Below are 18,968 nucleotides of genomic sequence, written 5' to 3'. Positions count from 1 at the left end.
GCGAAAATGTCAGCGCTTGATGATGAGAGTTGTGATATCGCCCACGTAATGGTTTAGTCACCTAGTGATCATTCGCACTCTCAGTTAGTCTCAGGACATCTTGACTTTTGAATCGAATTATCTGAATTAAGGATGAAATCATGGCTGAAGCAGCACAAGCCCAACAACAACAGTTTGCTATTCAACGTATCTATTTGAAAGATGTCTCTTTTGAAGCGCCAAACTCACCAGTGATGTTCCAAAAAGAGTGGAATCCAGATGTGAAACTGGATCTCGACACACAAAGCCGCGAACTGGGCCAAGGGGTTTATGAAGTGGTTCTGCGTTTGACCGTCACGGTGAAAAATGCCGAAGAAACCGCCTTCCTGTGTGAAGTACAACAAGCGGGTATTTTTGGTGCTGAGCAGATGGAAGCGGGCCAATTGGCACATTGTTTAGGCGCTTTCTGCCCGAACATCCTATTCCCATATGCACGTGAAACGATTTCAAGCTTAGTGGTGAAAGGCACTTTCCCACAATTGAATTTAGCACCAGTGAACTTTGATGCGCTGTTCATGAACTATCTGCATCAGCAAGCTGAAGGTGCAACACCCGCTAACGCTTAAGTTAGGCGGTTGTCACTTTACTTTGATGAAATGCACAGCGCGGTTGCGATGTGCATTTTTTTATTCTAGCGACTGAATGGTGGCTTAATCAGCGCAGTGATCATGCGAGTCTGCAATTTTGCCGACTTTAAGTATAGAATAGAGCCCAACTTCGTTATCGATAGGCGCAATAATGAGCGAGACACATAACCATAATGGCTACGGGAAACCGATTGAAATGACGGTGATTGGTGCCGGATCTTACGGTACTTCGCTGGCGATTTCACTGGCCCGTAATGGAGCGAATATTGTCCTATGGGGACATGAAGTCGAGCATATGGCTCGTTTGGCCGCCGAGCGGGCCAATCACGAATTTTTACCCGATATTGCGTTTCCTGATTCATTGATTGTGGAAACCGATTTACAGAAAGCGGTGCAAGCGTGTCGTGATCTATTGGTGGTGGTGCCAAGCCATGTATTTGGTCTGGTGCTAAATAGCTTAAAGCCATATTTGCGTGCTGATAGCCGGATTTGCTGGGCGACCAAAGGGTTAGAGCCAGAAACCGGACGCTTATTGCAAGAGGTTGCGCACGATGTGATTGGCGATAGCTATCCATTGGCGGTGCTGTCTGGGCCAACGTTTGCCAAAGAGTTGGCGATGGGGATGCCGACGGCCATTTCAGTCGCTTCGCCCGATGCGCAATTTGTGGTTGATCTACAAGAAAAAATCCATTGCAGCAAAACATTCCGCGTCTATGCCAACAGTGATTTTATCGGCATGCAGTTGGGCGGCGCCGTGAAAAATGTGATTGCGATTGGCGCGGGAATGTCCGATGGGATCGGCTTTGGGGCCAATGCGCGTACTGCGCTGATCACACGAGGTTTGGCCGAAATGAGCCGTTTAGGTGCCGCGTTGGGAGCCAAACCAGAAACCTTTATGGGCATGGCCGGACTGGGCGATTTAGTGCTGACCTGTACCGACAATCAATCACGTAACCGTCGCTTTGGCTTAGCGCTCGGTCAGGGGAAAGATGTCGATAGCGCGCAAAGCGATATCGGTCAGGTAGTCGAAGGCTATCGCAACACCAAAGAAGTGTGGATGCTGGCGAAACGGATGGGTGTTGAGATGCCAATTGTTGAACAAATTTATCAAGTATTGTATCAAGGTAAAGATGCGCGACTGGCGGCTCAGGACTTGCTGGCTCGTGATAAGAAGATGGAGCGCTAAGCTCTGATTTGCTGCTCAACCGCAGGTAAATCCAACGGACGAGATAATATCGATTAGATGGTGGGCTCGCGCCTTCTCTTGATTGGGACACAAATAAGCAATGAAACAGTGTGCGCATACTAAGGTTTGGCAAACGATAGTGGTGGAAGCTCGTGAGCAGTCAGAGCAAGAGCCAATGCTGGCCAGCTTCTATCACGCGACGATTATTAAACATGACAGTTTAAGCTCGGCGCTCAGTTATATTTTGGCCAACCGTTTGAGTACCGCCTCGATGCCCGCTATGGCGGTGCGAGAGGTGATTGAAGAGGCATTTGCCGCTGAACCGAGCATTACCCAGTCTGCCGCATGCGATATTTGTGCGACGGTGACTCGCGATCCGGCAGTGTCTATGTATTCGATGCCACTGTTGTATCTCAAGGGTTATCACGCACTGCAAGGCTACCGAGTCGCGAATTGGTTGTGGCGGCAAGGGCGCAAAGCGCTTGCGACTTATCTGCAAAATCAAATTTCGGTCGCTTGCCAAGTCGATATTCACCCTGCGGCGCGTATTGGTCGTGGAATCATGCTCGATCATGCGACTGGGATTGTGATTGGTGAGACGGCGGTGGTTGAAAATGATGTGTCGATCCTCCAAGACGTCACTTTGGGCGGTACCGGTAAAGAGTGTGGTGATCGGCATCCGAAAATTCGCGAAGGAGTAATGATTGGTGCTGGCGCGAAAATTTTAGGCAATATCGAAGTGGGTGAAGGCGCAAAAATTGGCTCTGGCTCAGTCGTCTTGCAGGCGGTGCCACCACACACCACAGTAGCTGGGGTTCCGGCTCGAATTGTCGGACGTCCACAATCCGATAAACCCTCACTGGATATGGATCAGCAATTTAATGGCCGTACGCAAACCTTTATTGGTGGCGACGGGATTTAATTCGGCGTAGCTTGAGTTTGAAGCTGATGGCTGCATGGGGGTCAAAAAGATTAAAGGATGATGTCACCATCATCCTTTTTTACATTAAATAGGCAGTTTGGCTTACGCCAGCTCAGCCAATTCCGCCAACACTTCATCGGCCCATTGGATCCAAGCTTGGCGAACCAATAAATTGCGACGTAGAGTTAAGCGTTCTAAACGTTGCGCTTTGTCTAGCAGTCTTGGGGTCGCATAGTAAGCCGCTTCGATTTCTTGATAATGTGCGACCAGTTTGCGTGATTCTTCCACCAGTTCGGTGAGTTGCAAGCGATAAGGTTCTGCCGACTGAATCGAGCAGGCCATCAGTTTAGCGCTGAACTCATCGCGTACAGTTGGGTGAGCAGTAGGCTGCTCAAACCACTCACCTAAAGCGCTGCGGCCTGTTTGAGTAATTGAATAGATTTTACGGTCCGGTTTGCCTTCTTGCGGTTGTAATACACAAGTGACTAAACCTTGCTCACCCATTTTATTTAATTCGCGATAAACCTGCTGGTGACTCGCTTTCCAAAAGTAGCCAATACTGGCAGAAAATTCTTTAGTGATATCGTAACCGGTTGCATCGCGTGTGCTAAGAACAGTAAGGATAACGTGTGGTAATGACATGTCTTCAATCCAAAATTAAGTCAACATAAACTTTCATTCAAACCGTGGTGTGCTTCTTGTGGCACGTATATCCATTGGTTTAAATAAACGCAGTCGAGATATCTGACTGCTTATGTCACCTTATAAAACTGATTGTCACCTAGCTTGGCGTATGTCTGTGCATACTTTAATTGCGCAATAAGTTGCTATTACTTATCGCCTTGGTCAGTAGTATATCCAAATGATAAGCATTAAGTGGAATACAAAGTGGTTGATTAAGTAAAAAACTGATAATGTTCTCAATAATGCCAAAGTTCCAAATAAAAGACTGCAAAAATGCAGTCTTTTAGGATTTTAAGTTATTGATTTATGATTTTTTTAACCAGTATTACGCATTCCGGCGGCAATCCCAGCAATTGTCACCATCAGTGCTTCTTCAAGTTCTACGCTCGGCTGTTGCGATTGACGAGTTCGGTACAGCAATTCTGCTTGCAGCATGTTGAGTGGCTCGACATAGATATTGCGCAAACGAATCGATTCATGCCCCCAAGGATTGCTCTGCATTAAGTTCTCATTGTTTTCGACATTAAGCACCGTTTGGATATCTTTTTGCAATTGGGCGCGCAATTTTTCACCCAGTGGACGCAGTGCGGGATCGACTAAACGTTGATCATAATATTCGGCAATCTCAGGGCTGCACTTGGTGTAGACCATTTCGAGCATGCCAAGCCGAGTTGAGAAAAACGGCCACTCGCGACACATGGCTTCCAGCAGTGCTTGATGCCCTTTATCGATCGAGAATTGGATCGCTTCACCAGCGCCGAGCCAAGCCGGTAAGACTAAGCGGTTTTGGCTCCAAGAGAAAATCCATGGAATGGCGCGCAGGCTCTCTACTCCACCATGCGGGTTGCGTTTCGATGGGCGTGAGCCCAGTGGCAATTTACCCAGCTCTAATTCCGGGGTTGCTTGGCGGAAGTAAGGTACAAAATCGGGCTCGCCACGCACGACATGGCGATAGGCTTCACAAGAGACCTCGGATAGCACATCCATCAGATCGCGCCACTCTTGTTTTGGCTCTGGTGGTGGCAATAAGTTAGCTTCTAAAATTGCGCTGGCATACATGTTGAAGCTGTTAACCGCAACATCAGGCAGTCCAAGCTTGAAGCGGATCATCTCACCTTGCTCGGTAACGCGTAGTCCACCTTTTAGACTTTTTGGTGGCTGTGAAAGGAGTGCGGCATGGGCCGGTGCACCTCCGCGACCAATGGTACCGCCGCGACCGTGGAATAGAGTAAGTTCAATACCGACTTCTTCGCTCACGTTAACCAACGCTTCCATCGCACGGTACTGCGCCCAGCCCGCGGCCATGACCCCAGCATCTTTGGCGGAGTCTGAGTAACCAATCATCACCATTTGGTGGTTTTGAATAAAGCCACGGTACAGATCGATGCTCATCAATTGACGGATCACCGATTCGGCATTGTTTAAATCCTCTAAGGTTTCAAACAGTGGGCAGACATCCATACGGTAAGGGCAACCAGCTTCTTGCAGTAGCAGGTGCACTGCCAGTACATCGGATGCGGTACGGGCCATCGAAATTACATAGGCACCAAACGCATCTTTTGATTGCAACGCAATGATCTTACAAGTGTCGATCACCTCTTTAACCGATTCCGAAGGTTGCCAATCACGTGGCAATAGCGGTCGTTTAGAATTGAGTTCGGTGGTCAGGAACGCGATTTTATCTTGTTCGCTCCACTGCTCATAATCACCAATCCCAAGATAGCGGGTCAGCTCAGAAAGTACTTCGGCGTGGCGTGAGCTTTCTTGGCGAATATCAAGGCGTACCAGATGCACGCCGAAGGCTTTGATACGGCGCAGGGTATCGAGTAGCGAACCATCAGCGATCACGCCCATGCCACACTCATGCAGTGATTGATAACAAGCGTAAAGTGGTTCCCACAATTGATCGACCGTTTGCAGCGGTGCTTTGACCGCCAGTTTTTGACCGTTAACTTTGGCATCCAAGATGGTGATCGTTTCTTGCAGCAAGCTGCGTAAGCGCTTGAGAATCGCGCGGTACGGTTCGTGCTCCTCGCCGGCTAAAGCGCGTACCGCATCATTACACTTGGTCATTGAAAGTTCGCTGACCAGCTCATTGATATCGGTCAGATACAAATCGGCCGCTTTCCAGCGCGATAGCAACAGCACTTCCCGCGTGATGGTGTGAGTGACAAACGGATTGCCATCACGATCGCCGCCCATCCACGAGGAAAAATGCACCGGACGAGCGTCAATCGGCAAGCCTTCGCCTAAGTGAGATTGCACCTGCTCATCCAGTTCACGTAAAAATTCAGGTACCGCGTGCCACAGTGAACTTTCAACTACCGCAAAGCCCCATTTGGCTTCATCGAGCGGGGTTGGGCGCTGCTGACGGATCACATCTGAGTGCCAGCTTTGTGCAATCAATTGCTCCAAACGCCGTTCGGTATTATGGCGCTCTTTTGACGAGAGTTCGCTCAGCTCGAGTTTGGACAAACATTCGTTGATTTTGACCAATTTATTGATCATGGTGCGGCGAGTGATTTCGGTCGGATGAGCGGTTAACACCAACTCAATATTCAGATCACGAATGGCTTGCGCAGTATCGAACTGGCTGACCGATTTTTGCGCCAGTTTTGCGAATAAATTGCTGAGGGAATCTAGCCCATTAACATGGCTCTCGCAGTGGCGAGAGAGGGTGTGGTACTGCTCAGCGATATTGGTCAGGTTCAGAAATTGGTTAAACGCACGAGCGACCGGAGTCAACTGATGATTGGGGAGATGTTTGATCTCTTCAATCAGCAGTTCACGGTCAGCTTGATTGCCTGCTCTGGCGGATTTAGAAAGTTTTCGGATGGTTTCCACTTTCTCTAAAATAACGTCGCCATCGGCGGCTTGGATTGTCTGGCCGAGTAATCTACCCAACATGCTTACGTTACTTTTAAGCGCAGCGTATTTTTCGTTCATTGTCATCCTGCCTTGAAAAAAAATTACATCCAGTATTAGTCCAGTTAATTACACAATCTTGGCCATTTTGTCCAGTAAGCTAGCAATCAAGGCTAAAATTTGGTTTATTAATCGACGATTTTGTGTGGCGCTTGTTTAACTAACTGGACTAATTTGTTGAAAACTTCTTACAAAAAGCCTGTGGATTGCGCTAGCAGTGATCGATTTAGAAACAATATTTCAGCATTGCGCGTGACAGAATATTCAGCGTTGGCTCAATAAATTCAAAGGCTAAAAATTCATCGGGTTGATGCGCTTGATCAATCGAGCCGGGGCCGAGCACTAAGGTTGGGCAAACTTGCTGTAAGAACGGCGCTTCGGTACAGTAATTGACGGTTTGTGCGGTTTGCCCACACAGTTCACTCATGTTGGTAATAAAGGGCTGTTCAGCGGGACACTCATAGCCCGGGATCGGTTCATGCAGGGGGACCAACTCAATCCGCCCTGGCCATTTTTGTTGCACTTCACCCAGAGCTTCGCGCATCAGGTTATCTAAACCTTCTAAGCTCATCCCTGGTAGCGGACGCACGTCATAATGCAATTCGCAGCAGCCACAAATCCGATTGGGACTATCGCCGCCGTGAATATGGCCAAGGTTGAGCGTTGGGGTAGGGATTTCAAATCCGGGATGCTGATAGGTTTTGATTAAGCGGTCACGTAGCTGCATCAGCGCAAACAGCACTTCATGCATAATTTCAATCGCATTAACCCCTAACGCGGGATTGGATGAGTGGCCAGATTTACCGGTCACTCGGATCGCATTGGCGACATGGCCTTTATGGGCGCGAATGGGCACTAGGCTGGTTGGCTCACCGATAATGCAGTAATCGGGTTTAAATGGTGTGCTGGAGGTAAAGTGACGCGCGCCGAGCATGGTGGTTTCTTCATCACAAGTGGCAAGAATATACAGCGGCTTACTCTGTTTGCTCCAATCAACTTTTTTCACTGCTTCATAGATAAAGGCGAAAAAGCCTTTCATATCGGCGGTACCCAATCCATAAAAGCGATTATTGGCTTGAGTTAGCGCATGTGGATTGTAATTCCAACGCCCTTGATCAAATGGCACCGTATCACTGTGTCCGGCTAACAGTAAGCCACCTTCGCCGCTGCCTAATTGGGCGATCAAATTCTGCTTATGCTCTGCCACCTGCTCAATGTGGATGGTAAAGCCGAGCGCACTTAGCCACTCCGCTAATTTTGCGATCACCTGCTCATTACCTTGATCCCAGCGTGTATCGGTTGAGCTGATCGAAGAAGTTGAAATCAGGCCTTCATAGACCTCAAGGAAACTGGGTAACGACATTTTATCTTTACTCCTACTATTGACAGGGGGACAGTGAAACGGTAAAACACATATTAAATCACTTTGTGTGAATAAAAAATCAATTAATCGTAGTTTTTAAAGATGAATAATCAGCATGAGCTGCTATCTTTCATCACGAATATGGATGTTTTCTGATGTTAAAAACCACCATCATTGGCGCAAGTGGTTACACCGGAGCAGAATTGGCTGTGATGGTGCACAAACACCCACAACTCACGCTAGCAGGTTTATATGTTTCCGCCAACAGTGTTGATGCGGGAAAATCGTTAGCCGCTTTGCATGGTCGGGTGGCTGGCATTATTGATATGCCAGTGCAGGCATTAACCGATGTTGCGGCGGTGGCGGCCAACAGTGATGTGGTTTTTTTAGCCACCGCGCACGAAGTGAGCCACGATCTCGCGCCGCAATTTTTAGCGCAAGGTTGCCAAGTCTTCGACCTCTCTGGTGCATTTCGGGTCCAGAGTGAGGATTTTTATCCGACTTTTTATGGTTTTACTCATCAACATCTCGACTGGTTAGAGCAAGCGGTGTACGGCTTAGCAGAGTGGAACGCAGAGGCGATCAAAACCAGCCCAATCATTGCCGTCGCGGGCTGCTATCCCACTGCATCACAACTCGCGATTAAACCGTTGCTCGTCGCCGGTTTGCTGGATACCACCCAATGGCCAGTGATTAATGCGGTGAGCGGTGTTTCTGGCGCTGGACGCAAAGCCAGTATGAGCAACAGCTTTTGTGAAGTGAGCCTGCAGCCTTATGGAGTGTTTAATCATCGCCATCAACCGGAAATTGCCACTCATCTTGGCTGTGAGGTGATTTTTACTCCACATCTTGGCAATTTTAAGCGTGGCATTTTAGCTACCATTACGATGAAACTGGCCGCTGGGGTGAGCGAACAACAAGTGGCACAAGCCTTTGCCAATGCCTATCACGATCAACCATTGGTGCGTTTTCCAACCGGTTTACCTCGGGTGCAAGATGTCGAATTCACACCATTTTGCGATTTGGGTTGGAAAGTGCAGGGACGTCATATCATTGTGGTTTCAGCGATCGACAATTTATTGAAAGGTGCATCCAGTCAAGCGATGCAGTGTTTAAATATTCACTACGGTTTCGACCCATTAACCGCATTGGTATAAGGATTTACTATGACAACTCTCAAGCTCAGTCCTTTAGTGATTAAGTTAGGTGGTGCCGCGCTCGATTGTGCCGAGACACTGAGCAAATTGTTTGCCGCGATAGCGCAATATCAGCAGCAAGCCCAGCGCGGTATTGTCATCGTGCATGGTGGCGGTTATCTGGTCGATGATTTGCTGGCCAAGTTGCAGCTGAAATCGGTTAAGAAAGAGGGTTTGCGTGTTACCCCCTATGAGCAAATCCCGATCATTACTGGTGCGCTAGCGGGAACGGCCAACAAAATGTTGCAAGGCCAAGCGATTAAAAATGGCATTAATGCGGTAGGGCTATCGCTGGCCGATGGCTGCTTGTGTCAGGTAGACGAATTGGATCCTCAATTGGGTGCTGTCGGTAAAGCCACCCCGGGTGATTCCACTTTACTGCAAGCGATTTTAGCTGTCGGTGCGATGCCGATCATTAGTTCGATTGGCCTTACAGCACAAGGACAGATGATGAATGTGAATGCTGACCAAGCGGCATTGGCGGTTGCCGGCGCTTTAGATGCGGAACTGGTACTGCTGTCGGATGTCAGTGGTGTGCTCGATGGTAAAGGCCGTTTGATCACGACATTAGATAGCAAACAAGCGGATGCTCTGATCGCTGGCAAAGTGATTACCGATGGCATGATTGTCAAAGTTAAAGCAGCGCTGCAAGCGGCACAAGATTTAGGGCGTCCGATTGAAGTGGCGACCTGGCGTTACCCAGAGAAGCTCGCCAAGCTATTTGCTGGTGAAAGTATTGGTACCCGTTTTCTTCCTTAACCTATTAAGTCACTAATTTGATGCAACCTGAGCACTGAACGCTTAGCACAGAGTCAGGAATATGGAGATAAATCAATGAGTAAAGTTCAAGTTAAAAAAGTGGTGGTGGCCTATTCCGGCGGTTTGGATACCTCGGTGATCATTCCTTGGTTGAAAGAGAATTATGACTGTGAGGTAGTGGCGTTTGTGGCCGATGTCGGTCAAGGTGACGAAGAGCTGAAAGGCGTGGAAGCTAAAGCGCTTTCTTCAGGCGCTTCAGAATGCTACATCGTCGATCTAAAAGAAGAGTTTGTTAAGCACTACATCTACCCAACCCTAAAAACTGGCGCGTACTACGAAGGAAAATACCTGCTGGGTACTTCAATGGCGCGCCCGGTGATTGCGAAAGCCCAAGTTGAAATTGCGCGTAAAGTGGGAGCGGATGCTCTGGCGCATGGTTGTACCGGTAAAGGTAACGATCAAGTGCGCTTCGAAGGTACCTTTGCTGCGCTTGCACCAGATCTGCATGTGATTGCACCATGGCGTGAATGGGATCTGCGTAGCCGTGAAGCGTGTCTGGATTACCTTGCTGCACGTAACATTCCTTGTGCTGCTTCGCTGACCAAAATTTATTCGCGTGATGCTAACGCATGGCACGTATCGACCGAAGGTGGCGTGCTAGAAAGTACTTGGAATGCACCGAATGAAGATTGCTGGGTGTGGACGGTTGATCCTGAGCAAGCACCGAATGAGGCAGAATATGTCACCCTGCAAGTGGCGCACGGTGAAGTGGTCGCGGTGGATGGCGAAGCCATGACGCCATATAACGCACTACGCTACCTCAATCAAAAAGGGGCAAAACATGGGGTCGGTCGGATCGATATCGTAGAAAACCGTCTGGTCGGCATGAAATCGCGCGGCTGTTACGAAACCCCGGGAGGCACCATCATGATGGAAGCGCTGCGTGCGGTTGAGCAGTTAGTGCTGGATAAAACCGCGTTTGAGTTTCGTGAAGAGCTGGGCATTAAAGCTTCGCATCTGGTTTACGATGGCCGCTGGTTTACTCCATTGCGTCAAGCGGTATTCGCCGCTGCTGATGAGCTGGCCAAAGAGGTCAACGGTGAAGTGGTGATCAAACTCTACAAAGGCCAAGCGGTCGCAACCCAGAAACGTTCGGCCAATAGTCTCTACTCGGAAGATTTTGCGACTTTTGGTGCTGATGAAGTGTACGACCAAAGCCATGCTGGCGGCTTTATTCGCCTCTACTCGTTGTCGAGCCGGATCCGTGCGCTGAATAAACATCATCAGTGATCCGTCGCGTTATCGATTTTTAGAATAAGGATCGCCGTGCGATCCTTATTTTTCAGTTATCACATCCTCAACTGTGGTGGCAGTCAGAGGCAAGTAGGAGATGTAGCATGGCATTATGGGGTGGAAGATTTACCCAAGCGGCAGACAGTCGGTTTAAAACCTTTAATGATTCACTGCGCTTTGATTATCGCTTGGCCGAGCAAGATATTGTTGGCTCGATTGCTTGGTCAAAAGCTTTGCTGTCAGTCAATGTGTTAACCGGGCTTGAGCAACAACAGTTAGAGCAGGCGTTAAACCAATTGTTGCAATCGGTTCAGCAAGATCCTGAGCAAATTTTAGCGTCGGATGCGGAAGATATTCACTCTTGGGTCGAGCAGCAACTGATTGAGCAAGTCGGCGATCTGGGTAAGAAACTGCACACTGGCCGTTCGCGTAATGATCAGGTGGCAACCGATCTTAAACTGTGGTGCCGCGATCAAAGCGTTCATCTTCTGTTGGCGCTTAAAGCACTACAGCAACAGTTAGTTGCGGTAGCGGCTGCGCACCAAGCGACGGTGCTGCCGGGCTATACCCATTTGCAACGCGCACAGCCAGTCACCTTTGCCCACTGGTGCTTAGCTTATTTAGAAATGTTTGAGCGGGATGAATCACGCTTAGCTGACGCATTGACGCGGCTAAATACTTCACCACTTGGATCTGGAGCCTTAGCGGGCACTGCTTACCCGATTGATCGGGAAGTGTTGGCGGCGGATCTTGGTTTTCTTCGCGCGACACGTAATTCATTGGATGCGGTTTCCGATCGCGATCATGTACTGGAGCTGATCTCTGTGGCATCGATTTCAATGCTGCATTTGTCGCGTCTGGCGGAAGATATGATCTTTTATACCACTGGCGAAGCAGGTTTTATTGAGCTCGCGGATACGGTGACGTCGGGATCGTCTTTGATGCCGCAAAAGAAAAATCCGGATGCGCTGGAGTTGATCCGTGGCAAAACCGGCCGTGTCTATGGCGCGTTGGCCGGGATGATGATGACGGTGAAAGCCTTGCCACTGGCCTACAATAAAGACATGCAGGAAGACAAAGAAGGGCTGTTTGATGCGCTTGATACTTGGTTTGATTGCTTGCAAATGGCTGGACTCTGTTTTGATGGGATTAAAGTCAACGCTGCGCGTACTCTCGAAGCGGCCAAGCAAGGTTACTCGAACGCGACCGAGCTGGCGGATTATTTAGTCGCGAAAGGGGTGCCATTTCGTGAAGCGCACCATATTGTTGGGGTAGTGGTGGTAGCGGCGATTAAACAAGGAGTGGCGCTGGAAGAGTTCGAGCTGAGCGAACTACAGCAGTTTTCGCCGTTGATTGAGCAAGATGTTTACTCGATTTTGACCATCGACTCTTGTTTACATAAGCGCTGTGCTCTGGGAGGAGTGGCTCCCCAGCAAGTGGCTTATGCCTTGCAACAGGCGCAAGCTCGGGTAAAGGCGGAATAAATTGGGTGAGCGGTCAGGCAGGATCCTTGCGAGCTAAAAAAGATCGTAAAAAGATCATTTTTAATGAACCTTTGCCATAAAGCTCAGTCTATAGCTGTACCACTGCTTTTTCTTAGAAGACTCTAAGAAGGCCCTAAATCTGTACTAGGTTTAGGGCTTTTTTCTTTTCTGCACAGCAGAAGAGTGATGCGCTCGATCTAATCCTTTTTGGCTTGCCGTTTACGCCAAGGCAAGATCACATACCTGAGCCATAGATGCAGAAATAGCAGGCCATTGAAAGCAAAACCCGCCAAGATCAGACTGAGCGACTCGATGCTGGTGGGCACATCTTTAAAGCCCCAAAACCAAATGATCCACACCACCACGGATAACACCGTGAGTTGATCGATACAGCGCTGGCAGCGGCCGATTTTTTTCCAAAACCAATGTTCGCTGCACTCTCCACAAGCCATGGCTACTCCTTTCGTTGCAAGTGATCCATCAACAATCGGGTTCCGATTGCTAAGGTTCACCAGTATAACCGAGAGCTGAGTCGGTGGCTCAAATGATCTTGATCGCCAGTGACAGTTAGCGGCTAACGGTTTTCACAACCGCAAAAAAGCCCAACTTGCTGGTTGGGCTGTATCTGATGGGGGATGCTTTAGCCATCGACTACGATAGGCGCAGATTAACAGCCCGGGCCACAATCCAAACAGTGCTGGATCATCTCTGGGCCTAAGTGCAGCTTAGCGTTAAGATCGCGCAGTGCAGTGCGCACTCCTTCTTCAATCACCGGATGGTAGAAAGGCATATCCAGCATCTGTGAAATAGTCATCTGGTTTTGGTGTGCCCAAGCCAGTAGGTGGGCTAAATGCTCGGCATTCGGTCCCATCATCTCCGCGCCAAGGAAACGACCTGTGCCTTGCTCGCCATACACATGCAGCAAGCCTTTGTTGCGCAGCATCACGCGTGAACGACCTTGGTTTTCAAACGACACTTCACCCACCGCAAAGCAGCCACAGTTACCCAAACGCTGCGTTAACTGCTGATAGGTTTCCCCAACCATAGCGATTTGTGGGTCAGAAAACACTGCAGAAATTGGCGAGCGGCGCAAACCAGCGCGAATGTCAGGGAAGCGCCCGGCGTTATCACCGGCAATTCGACCTTGATCGGCCGCTTCATGCAGCAGCGGAATTTGGTTGCTAGCATCGCCAGCAATAAAAATTGCAGGTACTGAAGTTTGCAGCGTGTAGTGATCAGCGGTCGGTACGCCACGTGCATCGAGCGCCACATCGGTGTTATCTAAGCCGAGCTGATCAACGTTGGGACGACGACCGGTGGCGGCCAGCACGTAATCGACCACGAAAGTTTCTAATTCACCTTGCTGGTTGATAAATTGGATCTCAACTTTATCGCCCGCGATACGCTGCATGCTTTCGATTTTGACATCCGCATCCAGATAAAACTCTTGCTGGAAAGCACGATTAGCGTAAGCCATGATCTCAGGGTCAGTCAGTGGTCCCACTTGACCACCTAAGCCAAACACTTTGACTTGCACCCCTAAACGATGCAGTGCTTGACCGAGCTCTAAGCCGATCACGCCCGGACCAAATACCGCAACCGCCGCAGGCAGATCATCCCATTCGAACACATCATCGTTGATCACTAACCGATCGCCTAACTCATGCCATGCGGCTGGGTAAGCAGGGCGTGAACCAGTGGCAATCACAATCCGTTGGGCATGAACGCGAGTATGATCATCGATTTGCAGGGTATGGTTATCAATAAACTTGGCATAGCCAGCCAGCTTATCTTGTTCAGGAATTGAGTCGACTCCTTCCAGTACGAAGCCAACAAAGCGATCCCGTTCGCGTTTGACGCGATCCATCACTTCACGTCCATTAATCACGATTTCACCTTGTGGGTGAATGCCAAAACCGGGCGCTTTCTCAATCTGGTGCACGCTTTCTGCCGCCGCGATCAGTAATTTGGAAGGCATGCAGCCTACTCGCGCGCAGGTGGTGCCGTAAGGGCCACCTTCAATCATGACCACATTTGGCGTATAGGCTTTTGCGGCACGGTAAGCGCCAAGACCAGCGGTACCGCCGCCTATCACGGCAACATCAACGTGGATCTGCTTCATTCTGGTTCCTCAATCGGTGGGTTATCGGTCTGTCGGGGGGAAAAATTAGGCTCCGTTACGGAGCCTATAGTGCTTATTGGTTTAGGTAGACTTCTAAGTCGTCGCTACCGCCAATATGCTTACCACCGATAAAGACTTGTGGCACTGTACTGCGGCCCGAAACGGCACGTAGGCTCACGGTAGTGGCATCTTTGCCTAAGATCAGCTCTTCATACTGTAGACCCGCATCAATCAGGGCTTGTTTGGCTTTCGCACAGTAAGGGCAGCCCGGCTTGGTGAAGATGGTTACCGACTCTTGCACTTTGTATTGCGGGGCAATGTACTTGAGCATGGTGTCTGCATCAGAAACTTTGAACGGGTCACCTGGTTCATTGGGCTCAATAAACATTTTTTCTACCACGCCGTCTTTCACCAGCATGCTGTAACGCCATGAACGTTTACCGAAACCAAGGTCATTTTTATCCACTAGCATACCCATGCCATCGGTAAACTCACCGTTACCATCGGGAATGAAAGTGATGTTGTCGGCATTTTGGTCATCTTTCCAAGCGTTCATTACGAAAGTATCGTTCACGGATACGCATAGGATGCTATCCACACCGTGCTCTTTAAATACTGGGAATAGCTCGTTATAGCGCGGCAGGTGAGTGGATGAACAAGTTGGCGTAAATGCACCTGGTAAGCTAAACACGATAACGGTTTTGCCTTTGAATAATTCATCGCTGGTTAGATTAACCCAAGCATCGCCTTGGCGAGTTGGAAAAGTGACTTGTGGAACGTTCTGGCCTTCTTTAGCTGTAAACATTTGTTGCCTCATTTTTGAAATTAAAAATTAAATCAATAGCATGGATTGCTTTGTTGTGATGATTATTCAAGAAATACTTTGATAGCTCTAATCGTTTAATGCTATGGTTTTGATAGGTGTATTCTATGTTGGTAAAGCATGAACATTCGTGATTTTGAATATCTGGTCGCGTTAGCCGACCACAAGCATTTTCGTAAAGCAGCAGAAGCGTGTTTTGTCAGTCAACCAACGCTCAGTGGTCAAATCCGTAAATTAGAGGATGAGATAGGGACTACCTTGCTTGAGCGCAGTAGTCGGCGCGTGCTGTTTACTGAGTCTGGGCTGCAGTTGGTCGATCAGGCCAAGAAAATTCTCAGCGAAGTGAAAACCTTTAAAGATATGGCAAATCAGCAAACGGGAGCAATGACCGGCCCGCTGCACATCGGATTTATCCCAACTTTAGGGCCTTATCTATTACCGCGGATCATCCCAACCTTGAAACAGCGTTTTCCGGAATTGGAGCTTTACCTGCATGAAGCGCAGACCCATCAATTGGTGCGGCAACTTGAAGAGGGCAAGCTCGATTGCTTGGTATTAGCCTCGGTGGAAGAGACCGCGCCATTTAAAGAGATTGAACTGTATCATGAGGTGATGCGGATTGCGGTGCCAAGTGATCATGCTTGGGCTGAGCGCGATGCGGTCGAGATGTTGGAACTGAAAGATAAAACGGTGTTAGCTTTGGGCGATGGCCATTGCTTACGCGATCAAGCGTTGGGTTTTTGTTTTGCCGCCGGTGCAAAGGATGATGAGCGTTTTAAAGCCACCAGTTTAGAAACGTTACGCAATATGGTTGCCGCTGGGGCTGGGATTACCTTATTGCCTCAATTGGCACTGCCCGCAGAAAAAAACAAAGATGGCGTGTGTTATCTGCGCGCAATCAATCCTGAGCCTTCACGCCGTTTGGTGCTGGCTCATCGGCCTGGCTCGCCTTTGCGTCAGCGTTTTGTGCAGTTGGCGGCGGTGATTCAGCAGTGCTTGCAACCTACCGGGCTAGAGTCAATTTAACGCCAAAAAAAACGAGGCGGTCAATGCCGCCTCGGTTGGTTATCGATGTAAGTTAGAACAACTCTTCACCAGTGCTGGATGAGTAAATCGACTCATTGACATGTTCGCCCACGTATTCAGTCGGTTCTGTCCCAGCTTGGAAATACTCAAACATTGAGCTGGAATCCAATTTGTTGGTCAGTAGTCCAGTCTCACGGTCAATGCGTACCCGCACTATATTATCGGGCACAACTTTGGGTTGGGTCGGTACTTCTTGCAGCGCGAGCGACATAAACTCAACCCAAGCGGGTAGCGCGGTTTTACCACCCGATTCCGCTCCGGAGACATCGTCGTCAAGATTACGATTTGGTGCCGTTTTGCCTAAGTTGCGACTATGGTCGTCAAAACCGACCCAAGCCACGGCGACAATGCCCGGGCCATAACCGTTATACCATGCATCTTTTGAATCATTGGTGGTGCCGGTTTTGCCGCCAATATCACGCCGCTTCAGTGCTTGCGCGCGCCAGCCCGTACCATTCCAACCCGTGTCTGAACTCCATTCGCCGCCCCCCCAAATATTGCTGTACAACATTTCGCGGGTCAGGAACGCGTTTTGTTCGGAGATCACTTGTGGCGCATAAGCGGTGTTGACATCTTGTTCGGCAAACTCATTGAGTGTTGCGGCACACTGTTGATGGCAGACGACTTTCGGTTCAGCGCTGAACTCCAGTTTGCCGGATGGTGTTTCGACTCGGCTAATATAGAAAGGTTGAACAAAGTAGCCATTATTCACAAACACCGAGAAACCCTGTGCCATTTGTACTGGCGTCAAGCTACCCGCGCCGAGCGCGATGGTTTCTGAGCGTGGTAGTTGATCAAGACTAAAGCCAAAGCGGGTTAAATATTGACGGGTTTTATCCAAACCAACTTCACGCAATACTCGCACTGCCATGACGTTTTTTGATTGAGCTAAGCCAATTCTAAGCCGAGTCGGGCCAGTGTAAGTCGGTGGTGAATTTTTAGGTCGCCACGCGGTGCCTTGACTCTCATCCCATTGATTAATCGGTGCATCATTAATCAAGGTGGCCAATGTCAGCCCTTGATCCAACCCAGCCGAATAGATAAACGGCTTAATACTCGAGCCCACTTGACGCACCGACTGAGTAGCACGGTTAAATTTATTATGTACAAAGTTAAAGCCGCCCACCAAGGCGAGTACTGCCCCGTTATCTGGATTCATGGCGACAAAAGCGGTATTGGCATTCGGTACTTGGCTGAGTTTCCAAGCCTCGATCTGGCCATCCTGGCTACGTGGCCGAACCCAAACCTGCTGGCCAGCCGCTAAAAATTCGCTCGCACTGCGGGGCAGTGGACCTTGCCGATCATCGTTAATAAAGCGGCGCGCCCAGTTCATATTTTCCCAAGCGATGGTTTGCTGACCGTAACTTTTCACCCAAACCTGTGCGGATTGATTCTCGACACTCAGTACCACCGCAGGGTACATATCGCCATAGGTTGGCTCATTGCTGAGGTATTGGGTTAGTTGACTGCTGCTCCAAGCGGGTTGGTTGGTTGACCATAACTCTTTTTCTGCGCCGCGATAACCATGGCGCTCATCATAAGCGATCAAGTTATTGACCGCGGCTTGATTAGCCGCCTTTTGTCGCTTGGCATCCACCGTGGTATAGACATTCATCCCTGACGTGTAAGCCGCTTCTTCACCATAGCGTTCGACCATCCAAGCGCGGGCAATTTCCGCCACATAAGGTGCATTTAACTCAATTTCTGCCCCGTGATATTTGGCTAACACCGGTTCACGCCGAGCAGCTTCATATTCGGCTTGTGTGATGTATTTTTCATCCAGCATGCGCAGTAGCACCACGTTACGACGATTGGTCGCGCGCTCGACGGAATAGATCGGGTTCATGGTCGAAGGCGCTTTTGGAAGACCCGCAATCAGCGCAATTTCACCTAAGGTGAGGTCTTTTACCTCTTTGCCAAAATAAGCTTGAGCTGCCGCACCCACGCCATAAGAGCGGTAACCAAGATAAATTTTATTCAGATACAGCTCTAAAATTTCTTGTTTGCTAAGCAGTTCTTCGATGTGGATGGCAATAAAGATCTCTTTGATCTTACGCATGACTTTTTTCTCATTAGAGAGGAAAAAGTTACGCGCTAATTGCTGAGTCACGGTACTCGCGCCTTGTGAGGCGCTGCCCGATGCGACCACGGCAAACGCAGCACGCGTGATACCAATCGGATCAAACCCATAGTGTTCATAGAAGCGAGAATCTTCGGTGGCAATCACTGCGTCAATTAACGCTTTCGGCATCTCTTCCAGCTTCAGTGGAATGCGGCGTTTCTCGCCAAATTGGGCGATCAACTTACCGTCTTGACTAAAGACTTGCATCGGAGTTTGTAACTGAACGTCACGCAAAGTCGCGACATCTGGCAATTCTGATTTCAGATAGAAATAGAAACCAAAGATTGTAGTGACTCCAAGAATAATGCAAATCAATGAAAATACTAACAAACGCTTTATGAACTTCACCGGAGAATCCCTGTTTAGTTGAGGCTGCA

At 49.1% G+C, this 18,968-nt stretch carries 15 protein-coding genes; 8 read left to right on the top strand and 7 right to left on the bottom strand.

What is annotated here, in order from left to right:
• Positions 1 to 140: 140 nt before the first annotated feature.
• The 3 genes from secB to cysE all read left to right on the top strand — a co-directional run bounded on the left by secB (position 141) and on the right by cysE (position 2,734).
• Positions 141 to 605, top strand: coding sequence for a protein-export chaperone SecB (gene secB, locus OOK74_RS10365; protein WP_278182750.1), 465 nt, complete (start codon positions 141 to 143; stop codon positions 603 to 605).
• A gap of 172 nt (positions 606 to 777) precedes the next feature.
• On the top strand, positions 778 to 1,812 hold the full coding sequence (gene gpsA, locus OOK74_RS10360; protein ID WP_274722598.1) for an NAD(P)H-dependent glycerol-3-phosphate dehydrogenase: 1,035 nt from the start codon (positions 778 to 780) through the stop codon (positions 1,810 to 1,812).
• 100 nt (positions 1,813 to 1,912) lie between these two features.
• Positions 1,913 to 2,734, top strand: coding sequence for a serine O-acetyltransferase (gene cysE, locus OOK74_RS10355; protein WP_274722600.1), 822 nt, complete (start codon positions 1,913 to 1,915; stop codon positions 2,732 to 2,734).
• A gap of 102 nt (positions 2,735 to 2,836) precedes the next feature.
• On the opposite strand, the gene OOK74_RS10350 is transcribed toward cysE, so the two are convergent.
• The 3 genes from OOK74_RS10350 to argE all read right to left on the bottom strand — a co-directional run bounded on the left by OOK74_RS10350 (position 2,837) and on the right by argE (position 7,706).
• Entirely contained in the window at positions 2,837 to 3,376 is a 540-nt protein-coding gene (locus OOK74_RS10350) for a PadR family transcriptional regulator (protein WP_274722602.1), read from the bottom strand.
• A 357-nt stretch (positions 3,377 to 3,733) separates the two neighbouring features.
• A complete protein-coding gene (gene ppc / locus OOK74_RS10345; RefSeq protein ID WP_278182749.1) occupies positions 3,734 to 6,364 on the bottom strand; it encodes a phosphoenolpyruvate carboxylase in 2,631 nt (876 codons plus the stop codon).
• A gap of 205 nt (positions 6,365 to 6,569) precedes the next feature.
• Positions 6,570 to 7,706: an acetylornithine deacetylase gene (gene argE / locus OOK74_RS10340; protein WP_278182748.1), complete on the bottom strand. Its 1,137-nt coding sequence runs from the start codon at positions 7,704 to 7,706 to the stop codon at positions 6,570 to 6,572.
• 155 nt (positions 7,707 to 7,861) lie between these two features.
• On the opposite strand from argE, the gene argC reads away from it, so the two are divergent.
• The 4 genes from argC (at position 7,862) to argH (ending at position 12,438) form a co-directional block, all read left to right on the top strand.
• Positions 7,862 to 8,863: an N-acetyl-gamma-glutamyl-phosphate reductase gene (gene argC / locus OOK74_RS10335; protein WP_278182747.1), complete on the top strand. Its 1,002-nt coding sequence runs from the start codon at positions 7,862 to 7,864 to the stop codon at positions 8,861 to 8,863.
• Between the two features lie 9 nt (positions 8,864 to 8,872).
• The gene (gene argB, locus OOK74_RS10330; RefSeq protein WP_278182746.1) at positions 8,873 to 9,661 is read left to right on the top strand and encodes an acetylglutamate kinase; all 789 of its coding nucleotides are present in this window, start codon (positions 8,873 to 8,875) and stop codon (positions 9,659 to 9,661) included.
• A 75-nt stretch (positions 9,662 to 9,736) separates the two neighbouring features.
• Positions 9,737 to 10,951: an argininosuccinate synthase gene (locus OOK74_RS10325; protein ID WP_166014226.1), complete on the top strand. Its 1,215-nt coding sequence runs from the start codon at positions 9,737 to 9,739 to the stop codon at positions 10,949 to 10,951.
• Positions 10,952 to 11,058: 107 nt separating this feature from the next.
• Entirely contained in the window at positions 11,059 to 12,438 is a 1,380-nt protein-coding gene (argH, locus tag OOK74_RS10320) for an argininosuccinate lyase (protein WP_274722614.1), read from the top strand.
• Between the two features lie 197 nt (positions 12,439 to 12,635).
• Here argH and OOK74_RS10315 read toward each other — a convergent pair whose 3' ends face one another.
• The 3 genes from OOK74_RS10315 to OOK74_RS10305 all read right to left on the bottom strand — a co-directional run bounded on the left by OOK74_RS10315 (position 12,636) and on the right by OOK74_RS10305 (position 15,365).
• Complete coding sequence (locus tag OOK74_RS10315; protein WP_278182745.1) at positions 12,636 to 12,890, bottom strand: DUF3624 domain-containing protein; 255 nt, start codon at positions 12,888 to 12,890, stop codon at positions 12,636 to 12,638.
• 215 nt (positions 12,891 to 13,105) lie between these two features.
• Complete coding sequence (locus OOK74_RS10310; protein WP_278182744.1) at positions 13,106 to 14,560, bottom strand: dihydrolipoyl dehydrogenase; 1,455 nt, start codon at positions 14,558 to 14,560, stop codon at positions 13,106 to 13,108.
• Positions 14,561 to 14,633: 73 nt separating this feature from the next.
• Positions 14,634 to 15,365, bottom strand: a complete 732-nt coding sequence (locus tag OOK74_RS10305; protein ID WP_274722618.1) for a glutathione peroxidase — start codon at positions 15,363 to 15,365, stop codon at positions 14,634 to 14,636.
• A 138-nt stretch (positions 15,366 to 15,503) separates the two neighbouring features.
• On the opposite strand from OOK74_RS10305, the gene oxyR reads away from it, so the two are divergent.
• Positions 15,504 to 16,409: a DNA-binding transcriptional regulator OxyR gene (oxyR, locus tag OOK74_RS10300; RefSeq protein WP_278182743.1), complete on the top strand. Its 906-nt coding sequence runs from the start codon at positions 15,504 to 15,506 to the stop codon at positions 16,407 to 16,409.
• A 52-nt stretch (positions 16,410 to 16,461) separates the two neighbouring features.
• Here the strand turns inward: oxyR and OOK74_RS10295 are convergent, their stop codons facing one another.
• Positions 16,462 to 18,939: a penicillin-binding protein 1A gene (locus OOK74_RS10295; protein ID WP_278182742.1), complete on the bottom strand. Its 2,478-nt coding sequence runs from the start codon at positions 18,937 to 18,939 to the stop codon at positions 16,462 to 16,464.
• Between the last annotated feature and the right edge of the window lie 29 nt (positions 18,940 to 18,968).

It is taken from the genome of Vibrio misgurnus (assembly GCF_029635775.1).
Taxonomy (GTDB): domain Bacteria; phylum Pseudomonadota; class Gammaproteobacteria; order Enterobacterales; family Vibrionaceae; genus Vibrio; species Vibrio chanodichtyis.
This window is presented reverse-complemented; position numbering and strand designations above follow the sequence as displayed.

Excerpts from the sequence above, each read along its gene's own strand:
- secB (WP_278182750.1), top strand. The coding sequence starts at position 141 with ATGGCTGAAGCAGCACAAGCCCAACAACAACAGTTTGCTATTCAACGT.
- gpsA (WP_274722598.1), top strand. The coding sequence starts at position 778 with ATGAGCGAGACACATAACCATAATGGCTACGGGAAACCGATTGAAATG.
- cysE (WP_274722600.1), top strand. The coding sequence starts at position 1,913 with ATGAAACAGTGTGCGCATACTAAGGTTTGGCAAACGATAGTGGTGGAA.
- OOK74_RS10350 (WP_274722602.1), bottom strand. The coding sequence starts at position 3,376 with ATGTCATTACCACACGTTATCCTTACTGTTCTTAGCACACGCGATGCA.
- ppc (WP_278182749.1), bottom strand. The coding sequence starts at position 6,364 with ATGAACGAAAAATACGCTGCGCTTAAAAGTAACGTAAGCATGTTGGGT.
- argE (WP_278182748.1), bottom strand. The coding sequence starts at position 7,706 with ATGTCGTTACCCAGTTTCCTTGAGGTCTATGAAGGCCTGATTTCAACT.
- argC (WP_278182747.1), top strand. The coding sequence starts at position 7,862 with ATGTTAAAAACCACCATCATTGGCGCAAGTGGTTACACCGGAGCAGAA.
- argB (WP_278182746.1), top strand. The coding sequence starts at position 8,873 with ATGACAACTCTCAAGCTCAGTCCTTTAGTGATTAAGTTAGGTGGTGCC.
- OOK74_RS10325 (WP_166014226.1), top strand. The coding sequence starts at position 9,737 with ATGAGTAAAGTTCAAGTTAAAAAAGTGGTGGTGGCCTATTCCGGCGGT.
- argH (WP_274722614.1), top strand. The coding sequence starts at position 11,059 with ATGGCATTATGGGGTGGAAGATTTACCCAAGCGGCAGACAGTCGGTTT.
- OOK74_RS10315 (WP_278182745.1), bottom strand. The coding sequence starts at position 12,890 with ATGGCTTGTGGAGAGTGCAGCGAACATTGGTTTTGGAAAAAAATCGGC.
- OOK74_RS10310 (WP_278182744.1), bottom strand. The coding sequence starts at position 14,560 with ATGAAGCAGATCCACGTTGATGTTGCCGTGATAGGCGGCGGTACCGCT.
- OOK74_RS10305 (WP_274722618.1), bottom strand. The coding sequence starts at position 15,365 with ATGTTTACAGCTAAAGAAGGCCAGAACGTTCCACAAGTCACTTTTCCA.
- oxyR (WP_278182743.1), top strand. The coding sequence starts at position 15,504 with ATGAACATTCGTGATTTTGAATATCTGGTCGCGTTAGCCGACCACAAG.